A 16,523-nucleotide genomic window follows, 5' to 3' on the forward strand; every position below is an offset into this window, starting at 1 on the left:
GCTGACTGGAGTCTTTCCGCCGCGCAGACGCGCGTCGGCTGGATTCCTGTGACAAGCACAGGAATGAGGTGGGGGCGCATCGGCACGCGGCTCACCAAAACCGGCGTCGCGCTTCGGCTAGTCTGGTCCAGCCGCGGCATGCCCCAAGCCACTGGCGAGGTCGAACGGGAGCGGCTAAGCTTTCGCAGCAGCAATAGGATTGATTCATGTCGCTTCGGCTCGCCACCTTCAATATCGAAAATCTCCTCACCCGTTTCGATTTCACCGGCTTTCGCAACCAGACGCGGCGCGACAGGGCGATCCAGCTTTTCGATATCAGGGACGAGGCAACCTATCAGGCGCTGGAAAGCGCGCGGATGGTATCTTCCACCGACGATACGCGCCAGCTTTCGGCACTCGCCATTGCCGATGCCGACGCCGATATTCTCTGCCTGCAGGAAGTCGACAACATGGCCGCGCTGCAGGCCTTCGAATATGGCTATCTCTACCGCATGGTCGGCAATGGCTACCTGCAGAAATATCTGGTCGAGGGCAATGACAGCCGCGGCATCGATGTTGCCGTCGTCATGCGCGAGGAGACGCGCGACGGCGACAAGATCGAGGTGGTCGACATCAAGAGCCATGCGGCGCTGACCTATCGCAATCTCGATCTCTTCAATCCCGCACTCGCCGCGACAAACCAGATCGACGACAAGATTTTCAAACGGGATTGCCTGGAAATCGACCTCCGGATCGGCGGTAAACCACTGACGCTTTATGTCACGCATTTCAAATCCATGACCAATGCCCGCGATGCGGTGGATGCACGCATCGCCACCATGCCGATCCGCGAGGCGGAGGCCATGGCCGTTCGCCGTATCATCGAAAACCGCTGGGGTGTCGGCAATACCCGCAACAAGAATTTCGCGATCTGCGGTGATTTGAACGATTATCAGGAGCGCGTGGCGATTTCCGGCGACAGGCGCAGCGGTTATAACTTCACCCCCCTTGAGGAGGAGCGCAGTGCGCTCGATATCTTCACGGCCGATGGTTTCGTGGTCAATCCGATGATGCGCCGCGACGTCATGGATCGCTGGACGCTTTATCACTCCCGCGGGCCGCAGGAACAGCATCTGTGCCAGCTCGACTATATCTGGCTGTCACCGCGTCTGGCGGAAACGAACGCCACGCATGTGCCTGAAATCATTCGCAATGGACAACCTTTCCGCACGGTTTTCCCGCCGGGGCAGGCGGTTGAACGTTATCCCCGCACCGGCTGGGATCGCCCGAAGGCTTCCGATCATTGCCCCGTGGTGATGACGCTGGATTTGATCTAGGCAAGGCAAAGTCCGGAGCCGGCGATGTCACTCAGCCGTTCGCGACCTTGGGAAAATAGGTTGCCCAGACCCGGTTGCGGCCCGCGCGCTTGGCCTCATAGAGCCGGTCGTCGGCGATGGCGATCAACTCGTCCCAGCTGTTGATTGCGCGCGCTTCCTGCCAGACGACGCCGAAACTTGCCGTCAGTGACAGGCCGCTGTGTTCATCGATGGTCTGGGCTTCGATCAGGCGGCGAAGGCGGTCGGCGGTGGCCGTTGCCGTGGCGTGGCTGACATCCTGCAGCACGACGACGAATTCCTCGCCGCCATATCGGGCAAGAATGTCCTCTTTGCGCAATGCGCCTTTCAAAAGGCTCGCTGTCTTCTGCAGAGCAAGGTCGCCCATGGCGTGGCCGTATCGGTCGTTGATCGACTTGAAGTGGTCGATATCGACAATCATCACGCCAAGCGCCTGACATTGTTCGCTGCCGCTCAGGATGGCCCGGACGGCCTTTTCCAGGGCACGGCGATTGAAGACGCCGGTCAAGGCGTCGGTTTCGGAGAGCGTGCGCAGCTGCTCGGCCAGCGCGCGCTGCTGGTCTTCCATTTCTCCTTTCTGGCGGAGTTGCTCGCGCAGGAAATCAAGTTCCTGGAACATCTTCTTCACTTCCGGAGCCACGCCGTCCTTATGGTCTGCTTCGGAAAGATCGCCCGCAGCTATCGCGGCGATCTGTGTCCGGACAGACTGCATGGGCTGGAACAGCGCTGTCTTGTAGACGGATGTCAGGCGCAGCAAGACCAAAACGGCAATGAAGGCGATCAAGAGAGACGCACCGCCATAAATGAGCGCCTCCTGCTGGTTTCTTTCGATTCTCGCCCGGGTTTCGGCGAGAATGAGGTCGCGCAGCTTGTCTGATGACCGCATGCCTTGAATGTAGCTTTCGGAAAACTCGTGCGCGCTCGGGCGTGCGGACGGCACGACGATGGCAATCGTATTTTGCGCATAGCGAAGCGCCTGGCCGAAATAATAGGCTTCAAACTCGCGAAATGCAGCGTCCAGACGCGGGGTGGACAGATAGGCGGCGGTATAGTTCCACAATGAAGATTTCACCAGCAGCAGGCTTTGCATCTCGGTGTCGAACTTCGCGCGATAGCTTAGTCTGTCCTGCCTGTTTGCCTGCATGCTCATGATCACATAGGAGCCGAGGCGGCCGATCCTGTCGCGCATCACGCCGGCGGTGCCGGTCATGGCGATGTCGATCGCCACATCCGGCGTCTTCGTTATGATGGCACGTGCGGCCTTGCCCCGAAGCAGGTTGACGCTGTCCGCCGCCTTGAACATCGATTGTATGGCATTGGCCATGGCGCTGTAGCTGCGCGCGTCAGGTGAAAGGGCCGCAACCTCGTCCACCGCCTGTCGCGATTGCGCGAGCTTCAGGCGGGTTTCGGCAAGCGATTTCTCCAACCCGGGCTGCGTTTTGATTTCCTCGGCGAAGGAGGTTTCGACCTGGGACAGCTTGTCGTCCGTCGCCTTGCGCGCTGCGGCGAGGGCTTCGACCAGCCTTGCGTCCGCGGAAGACGCCGCCATCAGATTGTTGGCAGGACCGCGCTCGGCCGAGACCAGCCAGGCGGACTGGAGTGCGGTTTCAAAGCGGCCAAGCTGCTGCGCGTTCGTGCGGTAGCGCAGATAGTTGGAGACGCTGGGCAGCGCGGCAAGAGTAGCCAGCATGATGGAGCTTACGGCGATGATGATTGTGCCGGTCAGCTGGATTTTCTGTATGCTTGCGCGCATCTGATGCGTTATTCTCGCTGGAATGGTTATGGTTCATGGCCATTTTAGCTTCGCCACGTAAATACTTCGCTTATTTTGTGGGCCTTCTGCTTTAATAGTGGCCATGCGGACAAGCAGACGGGCACGGTGTGGAAAAGAAGCCGGCTGACGGCCCACAGACAGTTTTTGCTTTACACCAAGTCAGAATCTGATAGTTGGCAAGGCACTGGCTTGCCCTTGTAGCTCAGTTGGTAGAGCACCTGATTTGTAATCAGGGGGTCGCGGGTTCGAACCCTGCCGGGGGCACCAGTAAAATCAATCGCTTAATCACTAGATCTGTTTGGTTGAATGCACCGGATGACGGGCGATGCTTCGTGTCCGCCACCGCTGATGGCTGAGCTCTGGCCAGATCGGAGTTCCCGGTTCCGGCCTGCCAGCCGCGCGGCATCCGCCAGAGTTGTAAAGCCCTCGGGTTTAAGCATATTGTTCAGCGGACAAGTTGAACAATAGCGGGCGCTTTCAATGGATGCATACGGTCATTTGCGGATATTGGTAAGCCTCATCCTCGGCCTGGCTATTACCCCCGCGTATTGTCCGGCCTTTCCAGAAGGCTGCAGGAGCCGCAAAAGACCGATCGCATGCACGCGCAGATCGTCTGGTCGCTTGTCCTGCTTCTGGGAGCGGTCCATTTCTGGTGGTGGGAGTTTGCCCTACGGCTCATCCATAACTGGAATTTCTGGATTTACATCTTCGTTCTGGTTTATACGTCGCTCTTTTTTCTGATGTCGACGCTGCTTTATCCCGATCACATTCAGGAGTTGTCCGAACGGGAAAGTTTTTTCGTGCGCAGGCGACATGCGTTCTTTGCCCTGTTTGCCACCTCGTTCGTCTTCGATCTGCTGGACACCTACATCAAGGGGAAGGAACATTTCGAACAGCTCGGTCCATGGTATCTGGCAAGGATAGCCGGCGGTCTGGTTATTGCTGTCGTGGCGATGAGAACCGATAGCAGCCGCAAGATCATGTGGCTGGGTGTTGTCTGGCTCGTCCTTAACGCGCTCTGGATAACGGCGATCTACAGCGACCTGTTCTAGTTCTTTCAGCGGCAAAGCAGCCGGATCGCGGGCCGGGGCTGCGAGCGGAACGCGGAAGCGGATAATGCGGGATGGCGGTTTCGATGATGCCTATGGCTTTATGTGATAAAGCTTGTGCACGATCGACCAGTTGCCGTCGCGTTCCAGCAGGGACAGATATTCGTAAAAATCCATGCCGTCGAAACGGGTCGTCAGCTTCACCGAGGCGCTGTCGCCCTCCTTGTCGATGCCCATGATTTCAAAAGCGGGATCGTGATCGGGGAGGCCACGTTCGCTTTTGCGCATCTGATCGACAAAATCCTCCAGGGAAAGCCATTCGATCTCGCCTTCGAAGGTTCCGACGATGCTGGCGCGCGGGTCGAAAACGTCACGCATCAGGCTCTCATCCGCATAGGCCATGGCATGGACATAGTCCGTGACGGTCTGGGTAATCGTTTGCGGCATCGGATCGTCCTCCCTTCTGATCCAAAAGCCAAGCTTACACCCGTTGGCGCCTTTCCACCATAACCCCCTGAAAACGTGCCGGTTACGCTTCTGTCCGTGATGTTTTCCGGCCGGTTGCGGCAGGTGCCGCGCAGCGCCGTGCGGGATGTTTTGCCGAGGCTTTCCACAATTTTGTCCTGCCTGTCATTATAGTCGCCTTGGGTCCGACAAATTTCGGCATCAAGGGCTTTTCCGCCGGTTGCGATGCGGTGCGCCACGAAGCTTTGTGCGGGCTTTGCCGGTTTAACCGCCGGGGCGGGGTGCCGCGCCGGGCGGAATTGGCCTATGATCCCTTCGCCGGCCCGAGGGGAGCGGTGTTGGGCATGCGGGTAACAGTTTGCGTTTGAAGGTGTTTTTGTGATTGATCCCTATGTTTTGCTTGGCGTGGAGCGCGATGCCGACGAGGCGGCGATCAAGTCGGCCTACCGCAAGGTGGCCAAGGCCGCCCATCCCGACAGCGGCGGCGATGCCGAGCAATTCGCGCGTCTGCAAACGGCGTACGAGCTTCTGAAAGATCCGGTGCGCCGCAAGGTGTTCGATGACACGGGTTACGATCCGCAGCTTGCCGATGCCAAGGATCTCAAGGGCCTGCTGATGCTGGAAACGCTGGTCAATGAGTTCATTCTGGACGAGCGCGAACCCGGCAGTTTCGATCCGGTGGCGGCGATGCGGCGCAAGCTGACCGACGACATTCTGAAAAGCCGTTTCCACATTCTCGAACTGGAGCGGCACCGCACCCGGGTCCGCAAACATATGGATCGTCTCGGCCGCAAGCCGGAGACCGATGTGCTGAGCTCCATGCTGCGCGCCCGCAGCCAGTCCATTGCCGAAGCCATCCGCAATGCGGAAGCACAGATCGAGGCAATCGAGCAGGCCTATACGATGCTGGAGGGTTATTCCTACGAACTCGAGAGCGTAACCCTCGCCGAACCTCTGCTGAAAGGCGAAGCGGCGGAATAACGGCTACTCAGGGGCCGTTGACCAGGGCGAGAATGAGCTGGTGCACCCGCCCGCCGGGGGAAAGCTCGTCGCGGTCGAAATCGCGGCCGCGCTGGCGCTGCTCGTTGGAAAGTTCGCCGAGACGCTGCTGCAGAACGGCGCGCACCTTCTGGCATTTGGGATCGTTTTCTGCCCTCAATCCCGTGCTGAAGGCTTCGATCTTCTGCACCATGTCGAGAATATGCTCGCCATGGACGCGCTCATGGGTCTCCACGCCGGAAATGAAGGTCCTCCAGCTGGCGGCGACGGCAGGCGGCAGGCTGGCCGGGGCTTTCGGCCAGGTATAGATGATGGTGAGATTGGGCCTTGCGGTGGCCAGAACGCAGGCGCCGTCCGGTTGCGGGCGATAATCCCGCCGCCATGTCAGCTTGAAAGTGGTGTGGGCAATGGCCTGCACACCGGCCGTCGGGCCACGTTCGCCGATCGACTGGTAAAGCGCTCCGCCGGTATTGCCGCTGATCGCATAGGTTTTGATCTGCTCGGCGGGTTTCCAGCCGGCGGACTGCGCCGACAGCGGAAGGGCGCCCATTAGAACGGCGGCGCTGAGGGTGAGGGAAAAGAGACTATGGGCAGGCACGCATCGATCCTTGCTGGTTTGCGCGCCGAAGATAGGCGAGGGGCAGGCTGTCAGGCAAGGGTCTGAGGGGCGAGGATTGCCGGCTGCCGTATCAAATCATGCATATGCAAACCCCCGCGCCTCGGCGCGGGGGAGACAAGTGTCCAACTGCAGGGGTAATCAGTCGTCCAGCTTGTCGTAGTCGAGTTTCGGCGCGTTCTGCAGCGCTTCCTTGGTGGTGTCGACATAAGCCTTCCAGGTGCCGTTGTCGTTGTGAACCGCGACGGACGCCGGGTCGAGCACGACGTAGCTCTTGTCGATGCCGAGGAAGCCGCCGACGCTGGCGACGAGACCGATCACCGACTTGCCGTCGCCGATAACCACATCCTCGATCTCGCCGATGTTTTCATTCTGGGCGTTGTAGATGTCCATGCCGTCGAGCTGGGAGGCGGTGAGGTCGGTCTTCTGGACATTGACGAACTTCAGCGGGGCCGTGGCCTTGGTGCCCATGGTGATGCCGGGACCGGAGAGAGTGGCGTCCGCGCCGACAGCAGGAGCCGTGGTTGCCGTCTGGGCAAAAGCCACGGAAGAGGAGAGCGCTGCTGCGGCAGCGAGAGCGATGACATTGATTTTCATGATGTTTCTTCCCTTTGTATGCTGAACGTTGCGTTCGCGGAGGAAACGGGGAAGGGTGGATTTGGTTCCGCATGGGAGGACAGGAAAATTTGGTCTATGTTGGAAGCTGGAACAGAGGCGCTGCAGGCCGGGAACGGCAGCGCGGCGAAATCGGGAGGGCATAATGGCAAAGACCGTGACAGAAAAAGATGAGGAAGAGAGCAATGCATCTGATGCCATCGACCGTAAAATCGCGGAACTGGGCGACTGGCGCGGAGAGATGCTCGCTCGCATCCGTGCAGTGATCCTGAAGGCCGATCCGGAGGTGATCGAAGAGGTGAAATGGCGTGGCGTGCCGGTCTGGTCGCATGCCGGTATCCTCTGCACGGGCGAAACCTACAAGAGCGCCGTGAAGATGACATTTATGAAGGGCGCCTCGCTTGAGGACCCGGCCAGCCTGTTCAACTCCAGCCTTGAAGGAAATGCACGGCGGGCAATCGATTTTCACGAGGAGGATATGGTGGATGAGGAGGCGCTGGCGGGGCTGATCCGGGCTGCGGTGGCGTTGAATATGGCCGGGAAGGGCGCGAAGAACCGCACGGGCAAGTAATGGGCATTATCCGGTTGGAACGGGGAAGACCTCAATCCTGCGCAACATCCGCTGCCTTGTCCCATTCCCCATCGATGAATTTCAGCGCATCGATGATCGATACCTTCCACACCGACCAGACGTGATCGCCGTCCGTCACCCGCAATTCGGATTTGCGCTTGTCGGCCTGCAGCGTCTCGTGCAGGGCGATGGCGCCGCGCCAGAGGAAGAAGCCGTCATCGTCGCCCACGGTCAGATAGGTGGCGGGCAGGTCCTCGCTTTCGGCGACGTGCTGGGCGACGAGGGTGAAGACGTTCTTTTCGTTAAACAGCCGGGCATCAAAGGGCGTGCCGAAGGCGCCTGAGAAATGATCGCCGGTCGAGGGCAGCACGATGCCGCTGGTGACGGTGGCACGGTCGACGCGATGAAAAAAGGCGCTGTCCTGAATAAGCTTGAGTTCGGCGGGTGTTTTGTCGAGATCGGAAGCGGGAACGTTTTGCCAGATGGCGCCCGACAGGCTGGCGACCGCGCCGTAGAGGTCCTCATGGCCATAGGCGAGGTGCAGGGCGCCAAAACCGCCCATGGAAAGGCCGGCTATGGCGCGGCCTTCGCGATCCCTGCGCACCGGCAGGGTTTTTTCGATGTGGTGGCGCAGATCGCCGGTCAGTGCCGTTTCATAATCGCCAGGGCCTCCCACGGCGGCGGAGTCCACATACCAGCTATTCTTGACGCCGGGCATGACGACAACAAGCGGGCGGATGGTGCCGGCCTCAATGAGCGTATCGAGCGTCTTTTCGATATTGCCGAGGTCGCGCCAGCTGTTCTGGTCGCCATCATGGCCATGCAACAGGTAAAGAACCGGCCAGCCATTGTCCGGCGGGGTGCCATCCGGGCGGTAGACATTGACGGGAAGTGGCGCGTTCAGAGCCGCGCTCTTGAAGGTGGCGTCTTCGATCTTTCCGGCGAGGGCAGTACCGGAGGACACGAGCAGGCAGAAGGCCACAAGGCGTTTTTTATACATATGGGTCTCCTGTCATCACGGCCTTGAACGATCAACGTTTGCAGGGCCTGCACGTTCCGGAACCGCATAATGTTGCGGCAATGGTTTCGTTGCAAGTTTGCGAGCGGTGTAGCGGCTTCGAAAACGTGGGGCCGCAGCCGTTCCGATGACGGTGCAACCTACAGGTTTTATTGGAATGACATTGCCATTATCGCATTTTGCCCGCCTGCCTGTTTTTCTGCTTTTCCTGACCGGTTGCATGACGGTGCCGATTTCCAGCATTCCCAAGCTGATGCAGCAGGATTTCCTGACGATGAATTTCGAGCATGTACGGGTGGGGTTACAGCTCCCGGCCTCTCTTTCCCTGCGTTCGGGGGATGCCGTGATGATCACCCGCAGCAAGACAGATGGCGCGGCGGACGAAACCGTCGAGACCTATGCGCTGGTGGCGGATACGGATCCCGCCGCTCTTGCGATGTTCCGGCCGGAGAGGCGCGAGGGCATGGTGGCGAGCATATGGCGGGTCAAGACTGAAGATGTCGTAAGACTAGCGGATTTGCAGGAGCGGGTGCGCCGTTCCCGCGTGCAGGGTCCGCGTATCAGGGGCAGTACCGAGATCAAGATCGTGAAAGCCTGCTTCCGGGGTGCCTTTCCCGCCGGCCCGGTCTATTCCTCGATCTATATGAAACCTGCGGAAAACGAAGACTATATTCCGACATCTATTGATGCGGATCTGGTCAAGCTGTTCGGGCCGGCCGAGATCCGGTCGCTGATCACGCCATGTGAAAGCTGACGGCCGCCGCTGGAGCAGCCTTTCCCGGCTATTCCGAGATGAGCGGCGGGCGGCTTGACCCGCCGACCTGTCGGCAGGGCCTCGCCGGTCGGATGCTACCGCCCCGGCCGGCCTGTCTTGCCCTTCGTGCGGCTTTTGCGTTTCTGCTCGCCGGCATCCTCGTAGGAGCCCGCACCGATCTTGCCGCGCACCAGAGGTCTCGGATCGTCGGTGGCACGCTCGGGCTGGCCTTCCAGCAGCGGTGAGAACCGTTTGCCGGGCTCGGTTTCGGGCTTGTCGGGCACCGCGCCGCGCACGGGCTTCTCGGTTCTTCCCACCGTCATTTCGTCCAGCGTGTTCCTGCGGAACAGCGGCTTTCCGGCGTCCGAGCCGGGGCCCATTTCTTCCAGAGAGGGTTTGGCGAAGAGGGAGTTGGAGGTTGCCGGGTGTGGCTCACCCCCCTCTGTCCTGCCGGGCATCTCCCCCTCAAGGGGGGAGATCGACTCGTGGCGGCGTCTGTTGTTTTTTCCGCCGCCTTCGACCGCGTGCGCCTCTTCCTTCGCCATGGGATCGTCCATGGTCGCCAGTTCGGCGGCCTTGAGGCGCTTTATCTCGTCGCGCAGGCGGGCGGCCTTTTCGAAGTCGAGATCGGCTGCGGCGTCGCGCATGGATTTTTCCAGCGCGTTGAGATGGGCCTGAAGATTGTTGCCGACGAGATGGCCGCCATCGGCGAATCCCTTGCCGGAAACGCCTGAAATATCGGCCCTTACGTGGTCGCGCTCATAAACAGAATCAAGAATGTCGGAGATCTTCGCCTTGACCGATTCCGGCGTGATGCCGTGTTCGGCATTATAGGCCATCTGCTTCTCGCGGCGGCGGGAGGTTTCCTCCATCGCCCGCTTCATCGAACCGGTGATATTGTCGGCATAAAGGATGACCTTACCGTCGACGTTACGGGCGGCGCGACCGATGGTCTGGATCAGCGAGGTTTCCGAGCGTAGGAAGCCTTCCTTGTCGGCATCGAGGATGGCCACGAAACCGCATTCGGGAATGTCGAGACCTTCGCGCAAAAGGTTGATACCGACAAGAACGTCGAAAGCACCGAGGCGCAGGTCACGGATGATCTCGATGCGCTCCAGCGTGTCGATATCCGAGTGCATGTAACGGACGCGGACGCCCTGTTCATGGAGATATTCGGTCAGGTCTTCGGCCATGCGCTTGGTCAGCACGGTGCAGAGCGTACGGTAACCCTTGGCGGCGGTTTCGCGGATTTCGCCGAGAACGTCGTCGACCTGGCTGCGGGCGGAGCGCACCTCGACCGGCGGATCAATGAGGCCGGTCGGGCGGATGACCTGTTCGGCGAAGACGCCGCCCGATTGCTCCATTTCCCATGAGCCGGGGGTTGCCGAAACCGCGACGGTGAGCGGGCGCATCGCATCCCATTCCTCGAAGCGCAGCGGGCGGTTGTCCATGCAGGAGGGCAGGCGGAAACCGTATTCGGCCAGCGTCGCCTTGCGCCTGAAGTCGCCGCGATACATGCCGCCGATCTGGCTGACGGAGACGTGGCTTTCGTCGATGAACAGCAGCGCGTTATCGGGGATATATTCGAACAAAGTCGGCGGCGGCTCGCCGGGATTGCGGCCGGTGAGATAACGCGAATAATTCTCGATGCCGGCGCAGGAGCCGGTAGCTTCCAGCATTTCCACATCGTAGCGGGTGCGCTGTTCCAGCCGCTGGGCTTCCAGCAGGCGTCCGGCCTTTTCCAGCTCGGCGAGGCGGCCCTTCAGCTCTTCCTTGATCGACTTGATCGCGCCGTTGAGCGTCGGGCGGGGCGTGACATAGTGCGAATTGGCGTAAATCTTGACGGATTGCAGGTCACCGGTCTTCTGGCCGGTCAGCGGGTCGAATTCGGTGATGGAATCGATCTCGTCGCCGAACATCGAGATGCGCCAGGCGGCATCCTCAAGGTGGGCCGGGAAGATTTCGATGGTATCGCCGCGCACGCGGAACGAACCGCGCTGGAAATCCATGTCGCGGCGTTTGTATTGCTGGGCCACGAGGTCGGCCAGAAGCTGGCGCTGGTCCAGCCGGTCGCCCACCTGCATCTGGAAGGTCATGGCCGTATAGGTTTCCACCGAACCGATACCGTAGATGCAGGAAACCGAGGCGACGATGATGCAGTCGTCGCGCTCCAGCAACGAGCGGGTGGCGGAGTGGCGCATCCGGTCGATCTGTTCGTTGATCGAGGATTCCTTCTCGATGAAGGTGTCGGAGCGCGGCACATAGGCTTCCGGCTGGTAATAATCGTAGTAGGAGACGAAATATTCCACCGCATTGTCGGGGAAAAAGTTCTTGAACTCGGAATAGAGCTGCGCGGCGAGCGTCTTGTTGGGGGCGAGGATGACAGCCGGACGCTGTGTCGCCTCGATCACCTTGGCCATGGTGAAGGTCTTGCCCGAGCCGGTGACGCCGAGCAGCACCTGGCTGCGTTCGCCGGAATTGATGCCTTCCACGAGGTCGTTGATGGCCGTCGGCTGGTCGCCGGCGGGCTGGTAGTCCGAAGCCATGCGGATGGCGACGCCGCCTTCCGATTTCGGCGGGCGGGCCGGGCGGTGCGGCGTCCACAGCTTGCCGTCCTTGAACAGCGGATTGCCGCTCTCGATCAGCTTCGACAGCGCGTCCACCGTTGCGGTGACGGCGCCCGGCGCGAGGTTGGCGGCATCCTCAAGCGATACGTCCATGCCGGCGACCGGATTGAGACCGGCAGCGGCGCGGGTTTTCGGATCGCTCGATGCGCCGATGGAAACGCCGCGCGCGGTCTTGGACGCCGTGGTGTTTTTGGCGGTCTTCGTGGCGGTTTTTTCGGTTTCCTTGCGCGCTTCGATCTCGATCTTCTTGCGGTGCTTGCCCGCTTTCGAGGCGATTTCGCGCTGGGTTTCCACGGAGGAGGCTTCCGCTTCCGCCTCCAGCTGCTTCACCCAGTCAGCGACGCTGCCGCTGAGCGGTGCGCCTTCGAAGGACGATTGCGGAGCTTCCTCGAAGCCCGAGGGCGAGGAGGTGGAGTTTTTCGGTGATCTGGCCATGCGCGAAATATGGAGGGAGTCACGCATAAAGGGAAGGGGATGCGGTGAAAAAATGAGTACAAAAAGGAAACGAAGCGTGCGGAACAAAATTCAGCCGGATGCGTTGCGTAGCGGCTGAAGTCAGCTTTGCTAAAATCCGTAGAAAATCGATTCCGGTTTTCGGGCGGATGCGCTAGAGCAAAATCCATATGGGCGGAATGAGGGTTCCCTTCTGACTGCCTTCTCCTGCCGCATTCATGACATCCCTCCCTTTTTTCCAGGACCCATCATGCCGTTTTCGATCAGCCCCGCCCATATCTGGCCTGTCCTGATGCTTATCGCCTCCAATGTTTTCATGACCTTCGCCTGGTATGGCCATCTCAAGCATAAGGGCAGCGCGCTCTTCCTGGCGATCGTCGCCAGCTGGGGCATCGCCTTCTTCGAATATATGCTTGCCGTTCCCGCGAACCGCATAGGGTCGGAAGTCTATTCCACCGCCCAGCTCAAGACCATTCAGGAAGTCATCACGCTCGCGGTCTTCGCGCTGTTTTCGATCTTCTGGCTGAAGGAAAGCATCACCATCAATCACGTGATCGGTTTCGCGCTGATCGCTTTCGGCGCTTCCTTCATTTTCCGCTCCTGAAGACGAGCGGAAGAGGCCCGGCACCAATCGCAACGGATATGAGGTGATGTATCGATGAAAATACGCCCTGCAAGAGTTGACGATGCATCGGGAATGGCGGCGGTTCAGAACGAGATATTCTCGGCCGGCCTTCGAAAAGCGCCGACGGATATTGCGGCGGTGCTGGAGAATTACATCCAGCACGCCGACCGTATCGAGTGCTCGGTCGCCGAGGATGAGGACGGGCGCATTCTGGGCTTTCAGTCACTGCGTTATGCGCGGACGGACAATCCCTATGGCGTGGCGGAAGGCTGGGGCATCATCGGCACCCATGTCAGCCCGCTGGCGGCGCGGAGAGGGGTCGGCTCCGCCCTCTTCGCCGCGACGCGGAGGGTGGCGGAGGCGCGGGGCCTCAAGAATATCGATGCCAGCATCGGCGCGGACAACATGCTCGGGCAGAGCTATTATGACGCCATGGGCTTTACGACCTATCGCCAGCCGGAAGGGCTGGTCTGCAAGGTTTACCGGTTGGGCTAGACGCGGCCTGTTTTCGGTCAGCCGCGATTGTCGTTTTCGGAATATTGCAGGCGGGCCTTGCAGATGCGGACGTGGTTCTCGTCGGCCCATTGCACCAGCAATTGCATCGGCACCAGAAACGATCGGCCGAGATTGGTCAGTTCATATTCCACGCGCGGCGGCACCTCGGCATAAAGCGTGCGGCGGATGAAGCCATCCTCCTCCAGCCGTTTCAGCGTGCGCGATAACATCTGCTTGGAAATATCGTCGATCCTGCGGTTCAGCTCGTTGAAGCGCAGCACGCCGCCCTGCAGGGCTTCCAGAACCAAAAGGCTCCATTGATCGCCGATACGGTCCAGCACGTCGCGGATGGGGCAGGGCTGGTCGAAGGCAAAAATTTCTTTGGTTTGCGTATCCGCCATGTCCTTACCCTTGCCCTTTATTCATGCCTGCAGGTCATCGCCATGTGACCAGATCAGCCGCCGCTGACTTCTTGCGGCTATGGCTGCGATACCATAGCTCTTTTTTGCGGTCTACAATCTAGACCAATAACGATAGTGACAAGAGGAAAGAAGCCATGGCTAAAATCGCACTCATCGGTGCTTCCGGCAATGCCGGATCCCGTATTTTGAAGGAACTTTCCGACCGGGGACATCAGGTGACGGCGATCGCCCGCAATCCTGAAAAGATCGCCAATCTGCCTGATGTCGTGGTGAAGAAGGGCGATGTTTTCGATCAGGCCGGGCTTTCGGAACTGCTCAAAGGTCACGATGCCGTGATCAGCTCGGTGCATTTCACCGCCAGCGATCCCGCAACGCTGATCGAGGCCGTGCGCGCCTCCGGCGTTCAGCGTTATCTCGTGGTTGGCGGCGCCGGCAGTCTTGAAATCGCGCCGGGCCAGCGTGTGGTCGACCTGCCGGATTTCCCGGCCGCCTACAAGGCCGAAGCAACCAAGGGGGCGGAGTTTCTGGACCGTCTGAAACAGGAAAAGCAGCTCGACTGGACCTTCCTGTCGCCATCCGCCGAATTCGTGCCGGGTGAAAGAACGGGCAAATTCCGCATCGGCGAGGATAATCTCCTCAGCAATGATGAGGGCAGCCGCATTTCCTTCGAAGACTACGCCATCGCGCTTGTCGATGAAATCGAGAAGCCGCAGCATTCCCGCCAGCGTTTCACCGTCGGTTATTGAGAGGTATCAGCCATGAATATCGTGACACGTCGTCTTGCCATCGCCACCCTTGCCCTTGCACCCGCGCTGATGGCCGCGCCGGTTCTGGCGCAAACCGCAACGCGCGATCTCGCCCAGGAAGAGGCCAACCGCAAGCTGGTGATCGAGTTTTACGATACCGTCTTCAACAAGCATGAAGTGGAGAAGGGGGCTGCCGTCATTGTCGACAGCTACAAGCAGCACAACCCGATGGTGCCGGATGGCAAGAAGCGGTTCGTGGATTATTTCACCGGCCATTTCAAGGAAAACCCGCAGTCGAAGGCACGTATCGTGCGCAGCGCGACCGATGGCGATCTCGTCTATCTGCACATTCATTCGACAGAAAAAGATGGCGATCGCGGCACGGCCATCGTCGATATCTTCCGCGTCACCGACGGCAAGATTACCGAGCACTGGGACGTGATCCAGCCGGTTCCGGAAACGGCGGCGAACAACAATACGATGTTCTGAGGGCCATTGCCGTCGCATTGCCGATGACAGGGGAACAGCCGGGATTTTCGCCCGGCTGTTTTCATTTTCAGATTGCGCGTCTTTTCTGGCGGGACTGTACGATCAGATCCAGCGCCAGCATGGCCAGCAGGCTGGCACCCACCAGCGGGAAGATGATGCCGCCGATGGCGAGCATGACGAGCAGGCCGTACAGGACTCGCTTTTCCTGCGGCAGGGGCGGCACGCCGAGCGACCCTTTCGGGCGGCGTTTCCACCACATGATGCCGGCGGACACGGCGAGCAACACAATGCCGATACAGGCCGCCAGAAGCACGATCTGGTTGGCGAGGCCATATTGCTGTCCCAGATGCACGTTGATGCCCCATTCCAGCGCTTTGCCGAGCGGGCCGTAATCTGCGTAGCTCATGTCGATCAGCGGCTCCCCGCTATATTGATCGAGATGGACCACACGTTGTTGCGCCAGATCATCGGGATAGACGGAGCCGCTATAAACCCCGCTCGGTTTTCCCGGCAGGGCGACCGCGTAACCGGCGGCAAGGCCGAGCGCGTCGAAACGTGCGATCGCCCCGTCGATCCCGATTGGCTGGCCTTCGGCGGAATGGGTTGATTCCGGGATTTTCGCCTGCTCCAGCGACCAGCTTGTTTTCGCCACGTGATCGAGATGTTCGCCCGACATCGGCACATCGGTGCGGATGCCCGCCGGATATCCGAAGTTGCTGCCATTCGCCCATTCATTGACCTTCGCACCCCATACGCCTGACCAGGGCATGCCGGTAACCGCAAGGAAAACGATGAAAAAGCCGACGAAAATGCCGGTGACGGCGTGGGTATCGCGCCAGAACACCCGCTTTTTTGGCGTGCCGCGCACGGAGACGACACCGCCGGTCTGTTTGCGTGGCCACCAGAGATAGATGCCGGTGGCGACGAGAAGAATGGACCAGCCGGCGGCGATCTCGATCAGATAGCGGGCATAGGTGCCGAAATATTTCAGGCTGTGGAGATAGCGGATCGTCCACATGACGGTGCCGCGATCCGGCAGGGAGCCCGCAACCTCAGCAGTGTAGGGATTGACGTAGACGGCCCGCTTTCCATCCGCCGTATTGATGGTGATTTCCGTCGACGCGCCCGGATCGGCGGGTGTGGTATATTTGACGGCGGTGCCGGGAACCGCCGCGAGCGCTGCGGCCACGATTTCGGAAGGCAGGGCTTTTGGCGCGTTTTGCACCACCTCCACGCGCTTCAGGTCCGAGTGGAGGAGATTATCGAACTCATCCCGGAAGAGATAAAGCGCCCCGGTGATGGCGAGCGATATCATGAAGGGCAGGACGAGGAGACCGGCATAGAAATGCCAGCGCCATACGGCGCGGTAAAGATTTGCGGACGAGGAATGCGCAGGCGCACGCTCGCCCTCGAAAGAGGTCGTAACGGACATGGATGTCTCCGCAAGAAGATTAATATTCCGGCTGGCCGG

Annotated in this window: 17 protein-coding genes and 1 tRNA gene; 10 read left to right on the plus strand and 8 right to left on the minus strand. The window is 59.9% G+C overall.

Going from position 1 to position 16,523, the window contains the following annotated elements:
- The first annotated feature begins 206 nt into the window (after positions 1 to 206).
- Entirely contained in the window at positions 207 to 1,316 is a 1,110-nt protein-coding gene (locus tag AC5YUO_RS12430; protein WP_496153514.1) for an endonuclease/exonuclease/phosphatase family protein, read from the plus strand.
- A 31-nt stretch (positions 1,317 to 1,347) separates the two neighbouring features.
- Here AC5YUO_RS12430 and AC5YUO_RS12435 read toward each other — a convergent pair whose 3' ends face one another.
- Entirely contained in the window at positions 1,348 to 3,087 is a 1,740-nt protein-coding gene (locus AC5YUO_RS12435) for a GGDEF domain-containing protein (protein ID WP_496153515.1), read from the minus strand.
- A 212-nt stretch (positions 3,088 to 3,299) separates the two neighbouring features.
- Between AC5YUO_RS12435 and AC5YUO_RS12440 the strand changes: the two genes are divergently transcribed.
- A tRNA-Thr gene (locus AC5YUO_RS12440) sits at positions 3,300 to 3,375 on the plus strand.
- 329 nt (positions 3,376 to 3,704) lie between these two features.
- Positions 3,705 to 4,160 carry a hypothetical protein gene (locus tag AC5YUO_RS12445; protein WP_496153516.1) on the plus strand — a complete coding sequence of 152 codons (456 nt, stop codon included), beginning with the start codon at positions 3,705 to 3,707 and terminating at the stop codon, positions 4,158 to 4,160.
- A gap of 90 nt (positions 4,161 to 4,250) precedes the next feature.
- Here AC5YUO_RS12445 and AC5YUO_RS12450 read toward each other — a convergent pair whose 3' ends face one another.
- The gene (locus AC5YUO_RS12450; protein WP_003522435.1) at positions 4,251 to 4,604 is read right to left on the minus strand and encodes a nuclear transport factor 2 family protein; all 354 of its coding nucleotides are present in this window, start codon (positions 4,602 to 4,604) and stop codon (positions 4,251 to 4,253) included.
- Positions 4,605 to 5,000: 396 nt separating this feature from the next.
- Here AC5YUO_RS12450 and AC5YUO_RS12455 point away from each other — a divergent pair, with 396 nt between their 5' ends.
- Positions 5,001 to 5,603 (plus strand): J domain-containing protein, encoded by a 603-nt coding sequence (locus AC5YUO_RS12455; RefSeq protein WP_003522436.1) that lies wholly within the window; start codon positions 5,001 to 5,003, stop codon positions 5,601 to 5,603.
- Between the two features lie 7 nt (positions 5,604 to 5,610).
- On the opposite strand, the gene AC5YUO_RS12460 is transcribed toward AC5YUO_RS12455, so the two are convergent.
- Positions 5,611 to 6,219: a DUF922 domain-containing Zn-dependent protease gene (locus AC5YUO_RS12460; RefSeq protein ID WP_496153517.1), complete on the minus strand. Its 609-nt coding sequence runs from the start codon at positions 6,217 to 6,219 to the stop codon at positions 5,611 to 5,613.
- Between the two features lie 159 nt (positions 6,220 to 6,378).
- Positions 6,379 to 6,834: a PRC-barrel domain-containing protein gene (locus AC5YUO_RS12465; RefSeq protein ID WP_400813391.1), complete on the minus strand. Its 456-nt coding sequence runs from the start codon at positions 6,832 to 6,834 to the stop codon at positions 6,379 to 6,381.
- Positions 6,835 to 6,997: 163 nt separating this feature from the next.
- Between AC5YUO_RS12465 and AC5YUO_RS12470 the strand changes: the two genes are divergently transcribed.
- A complete protein-coding gene (locus AC5YUO_RS12470; protein WP_496153518.1) occupies positions 6,998 to 7,423 on the plus strand; it encodes a DUF1801 domain-containing protein in 426 nt (141 codons plus the stop codon).
- A 31-nt stretch (positions 7,424 to 7,454) separates the two neighbouring features.
- On the opposite strand, the gene AC5YUO_RS12475 is transcribed toward AC5YUO_RS12470, so the two are convergent.
- Positions 7,455 to 8,423, minus strand: a complete 969-nt coding sequence (locus tag AC5YUO_RS12475; RefSeq protein ID WP_496153519.1) for an alpha/beta hydrolase — start codon at positions 8,421 to 8,423, stop codon at positions 7,455 to 7,457.
- Positions 8,424 to 8,598: 175 nt separating this feature from the next.
- Between AC5YUO_RS12475 and AC5YUO_RS12480 the strand changes: the two genes are divergently transcribed.
- Entirely contained in the window at positions 8,599 to 9,195 is a 597-nt protein-coding gene (locus AC5YUO_RS12480; RefSeq protein ID WP_496153520.1) for a hypothetical protein, read from the plus strand.
- Between the two features lie 95 nt (positions 9,196 to 9,290).
- Here AC5YUO_RS12480 and uvrB read toward each other — a convergent pair whose 3' ends face one another.
- Positions 9,291 to 12,257: an excinuclease ABC subunit UvrB gene (gene uvrB, locus AC5YUO_RS12485; RefSeq protein ID WP_496153521.1), complete on the minus strand. Its 2,967-nt coding sequence runs from the start codon at positions 12,255 to 12,257 to the stop codon at positions 9,291 to 9,293.
- A 268-nt stretch (positions 12,258 to 12,525) separates the two neighbouring features.
- Here uvrB and AC5YUO_RS12490 point away from each other — a divergent pair, with 268 nt between their 5' ends.
- The gene (locus AC5YUO_RS12490) at positions 12,526 to 12,879 is read left to right on the plus strand and encodes a DMT family protein (protein WP_035223996.1); all 354 of its coding nucleotides are present in this window, start codon (positions 12,526 to 12,528) and stop codon (positions 12,877 to 12,879) included.
- A 93-nt stretch (positions 12,880 to 12,972) separates the two neighbouring features.
- Positions 12,973 to 13,395, plus strand: coding sequence for a GNAT family N-acetyltransferase (locus tag AC5YUO_RS12495; RefSeq protein ID WP_496154857.1), 423 nt, complete (start codon positions 12,973 to 12,975; stop codon positions 13,393 to 13,395).
- Positions 13,396 to 13,412: 17 nt separating this feature from the next.
- Here AC5YUO_RS12495 and AC5YUO_RS12500 read toward each other — a convergent pair whose 3' ends face one another.
- On the minus strand, positions 13,413 to 13,796 hold the full coding sequence (locus AC5YUO_RS12500) for a winged helix-turn-helix transcriptional regulator (protein WP_400813396.1): 384 nt from the start codon (positions 13,794 to 13,796) through the stop codon (positions 13,413 to 13,415).
- Between the two features lie 155 nt (positions 13,797 to 13,951).
- On the opposite strand from AC5YUO_RS12500, the gene AC5YUO_RS12505 reads away from it, so the two are divergent.
- A complete protein-coding gene (locus AC5YUO_RS12505; RefSeq protein ID WP_496153522.1) occupies positions 13,952 to 14,563 on the plus strand; it encodes an NAD(P)-dependent oxidoreductase in 612 nt (203 codons plus the stop codon).
- A gap of 12 nt (positions 14,564 to 14,575) precedes the next feature.
- Positions 14,576 to 15,052, plus strand: coding sequence for a nuclear transport factor 2 family protein (locus tag AC5YUO_RS12510; protein ID WP_496153523.1), 477 nt, complete (start codon positions 14,576 to 14,578; stop codon positions 15,050 to 15,052).
- Between the two features lie 67 nt (positions 15,053 to 15,119).
- Here the strand turns inward: AC5YUO_RS12510 and AC5YUO_RS12515 are convergent, their stop codons facing one another.
- Positions 15,120 to 16,484, minus strand: a complete 1,365-nt coding sequence (locus AC5YUO_RS12515) for a PepSY-associated TM helix domain-containing protein (RefSeq protein WP_496153524.1) — start codon at positions 16,482 to 16,484, stop codon at positions 15,120 to 15,122.
- Positions 16,485 to 16,523: the final 39 nt, after the last annotated feature.

It is taken from the genome of Agrobacterium sp. LEGMi-208b, from assembly GCF_059511785.1.

Bases quoted from the DNA above. Each gene is read 5' to 3' on its own strand.
- AC5YUO_RS12470 (WP_496153518.1), top strand. From the start codon at position 6,998: ATGGCAAAGACCGTGACAGAAAAAGATGAGGAAGAGAGCAATGCATCT.
- AC5YUO_RS12475 (WP_496153519.1), bottom strand. From the start codon at position 8,423: ATGTATAAAAAACGCCTTGTGGCCTTCTGCCTGCTCGTGTCCTCCGGT.
- AC5YUO_RS12495 (WP_496154857.1), top strand. From the start codon at position 12,973: ATGGCGGCGGTTCAGAACGAGATATTCTCGGCCGGCCTTCGAAAAGCG.
- AC5YUO_RS12505 (WP_496153522.1), top strand. From the start codon at position 13,952: ATGGCTAAAATCGCACTCATCGGTGCTTCCGGCAATGCCGGATCCCGT.
- AC5YUO_RS12500 (WP_400813396.1), bottom strand. From the start codon at position 13,796: ATGGCGGATACGCAAACCAAAGAAATTTTTGCCTTCGACCAGCCCTGC.
- uvrB (WP_496153521.1), bottom strand. From the start codon at position 12,257: ATGGCCAGATCACCGAAAAACTCCACCTCCTCGCCCTCGGGCTTCGAG.
- AC5YUO_RS12465 (WP_400813391.1), bottom strand. From the start codon at position 6,834: ATGAAAATCAATGTCATCGCTCTCGCTGCCGCAGCAGCGCTCTCCTCT.
- AC5YUO_RS12515 (WP_496153524.1), bottom strand. From the start codon at position 16,484: ATGTCCGTTACGACCTCTTTCGAGGGCGAGCGTGCGCCTGCGCATTCC.
- AC5YUO_RS12435 (WP_496153515.1), bottom strand. From the start codon at position 3,087: ATGCGCGCAAGCATACAGAAAATCCAGCTGACCGGCACAATCATCATC.
- AC5YUO_RS12430 (WP_496153514.1), top strand. From the start codon at position 207: ATGTCGCTTCGGCTCGCCACCTTCAATATCGAAAATCTCCTCACCCGT.
- AC5YUO_RS12490 (WP_035223996.1), top strand. From the start codon at position 12,526: ATGCCGTTTTCGATCAGCCCCGCCCATATCTGGCCTGTCCTGATGCTT.
- AC5YUO_RS12450 (WP_003522435.1), bottom strand. From the start codon at position 4,604: ATGCCGCAAACGATTACCCAGACCGTCACGGACTATGTCCATGCCATG.
- AC5YUO_RS12445 (WP_496153516.1), top strand. From the start codon at position 3,705: ATGCACGCGCAGATCGTCTGGTCGCTTGTCCTGCTTCTGGGAGCGGTC.
- AC5YUO_RS12480 (WP_496153520.1), top strand. From the start codon at position 8,599: ATGACATTGCCATTATCGCATTTTGCCCGCCTGCCTGTTTTTCTGCTT.
- AC5YUO_RS12510 (WP_496153523.1), top strand. From the start codon at position 14,576: ATGAATATCGTGACACGTCGTCTTGCCATCGCCACCCTTGCCCTTGCA.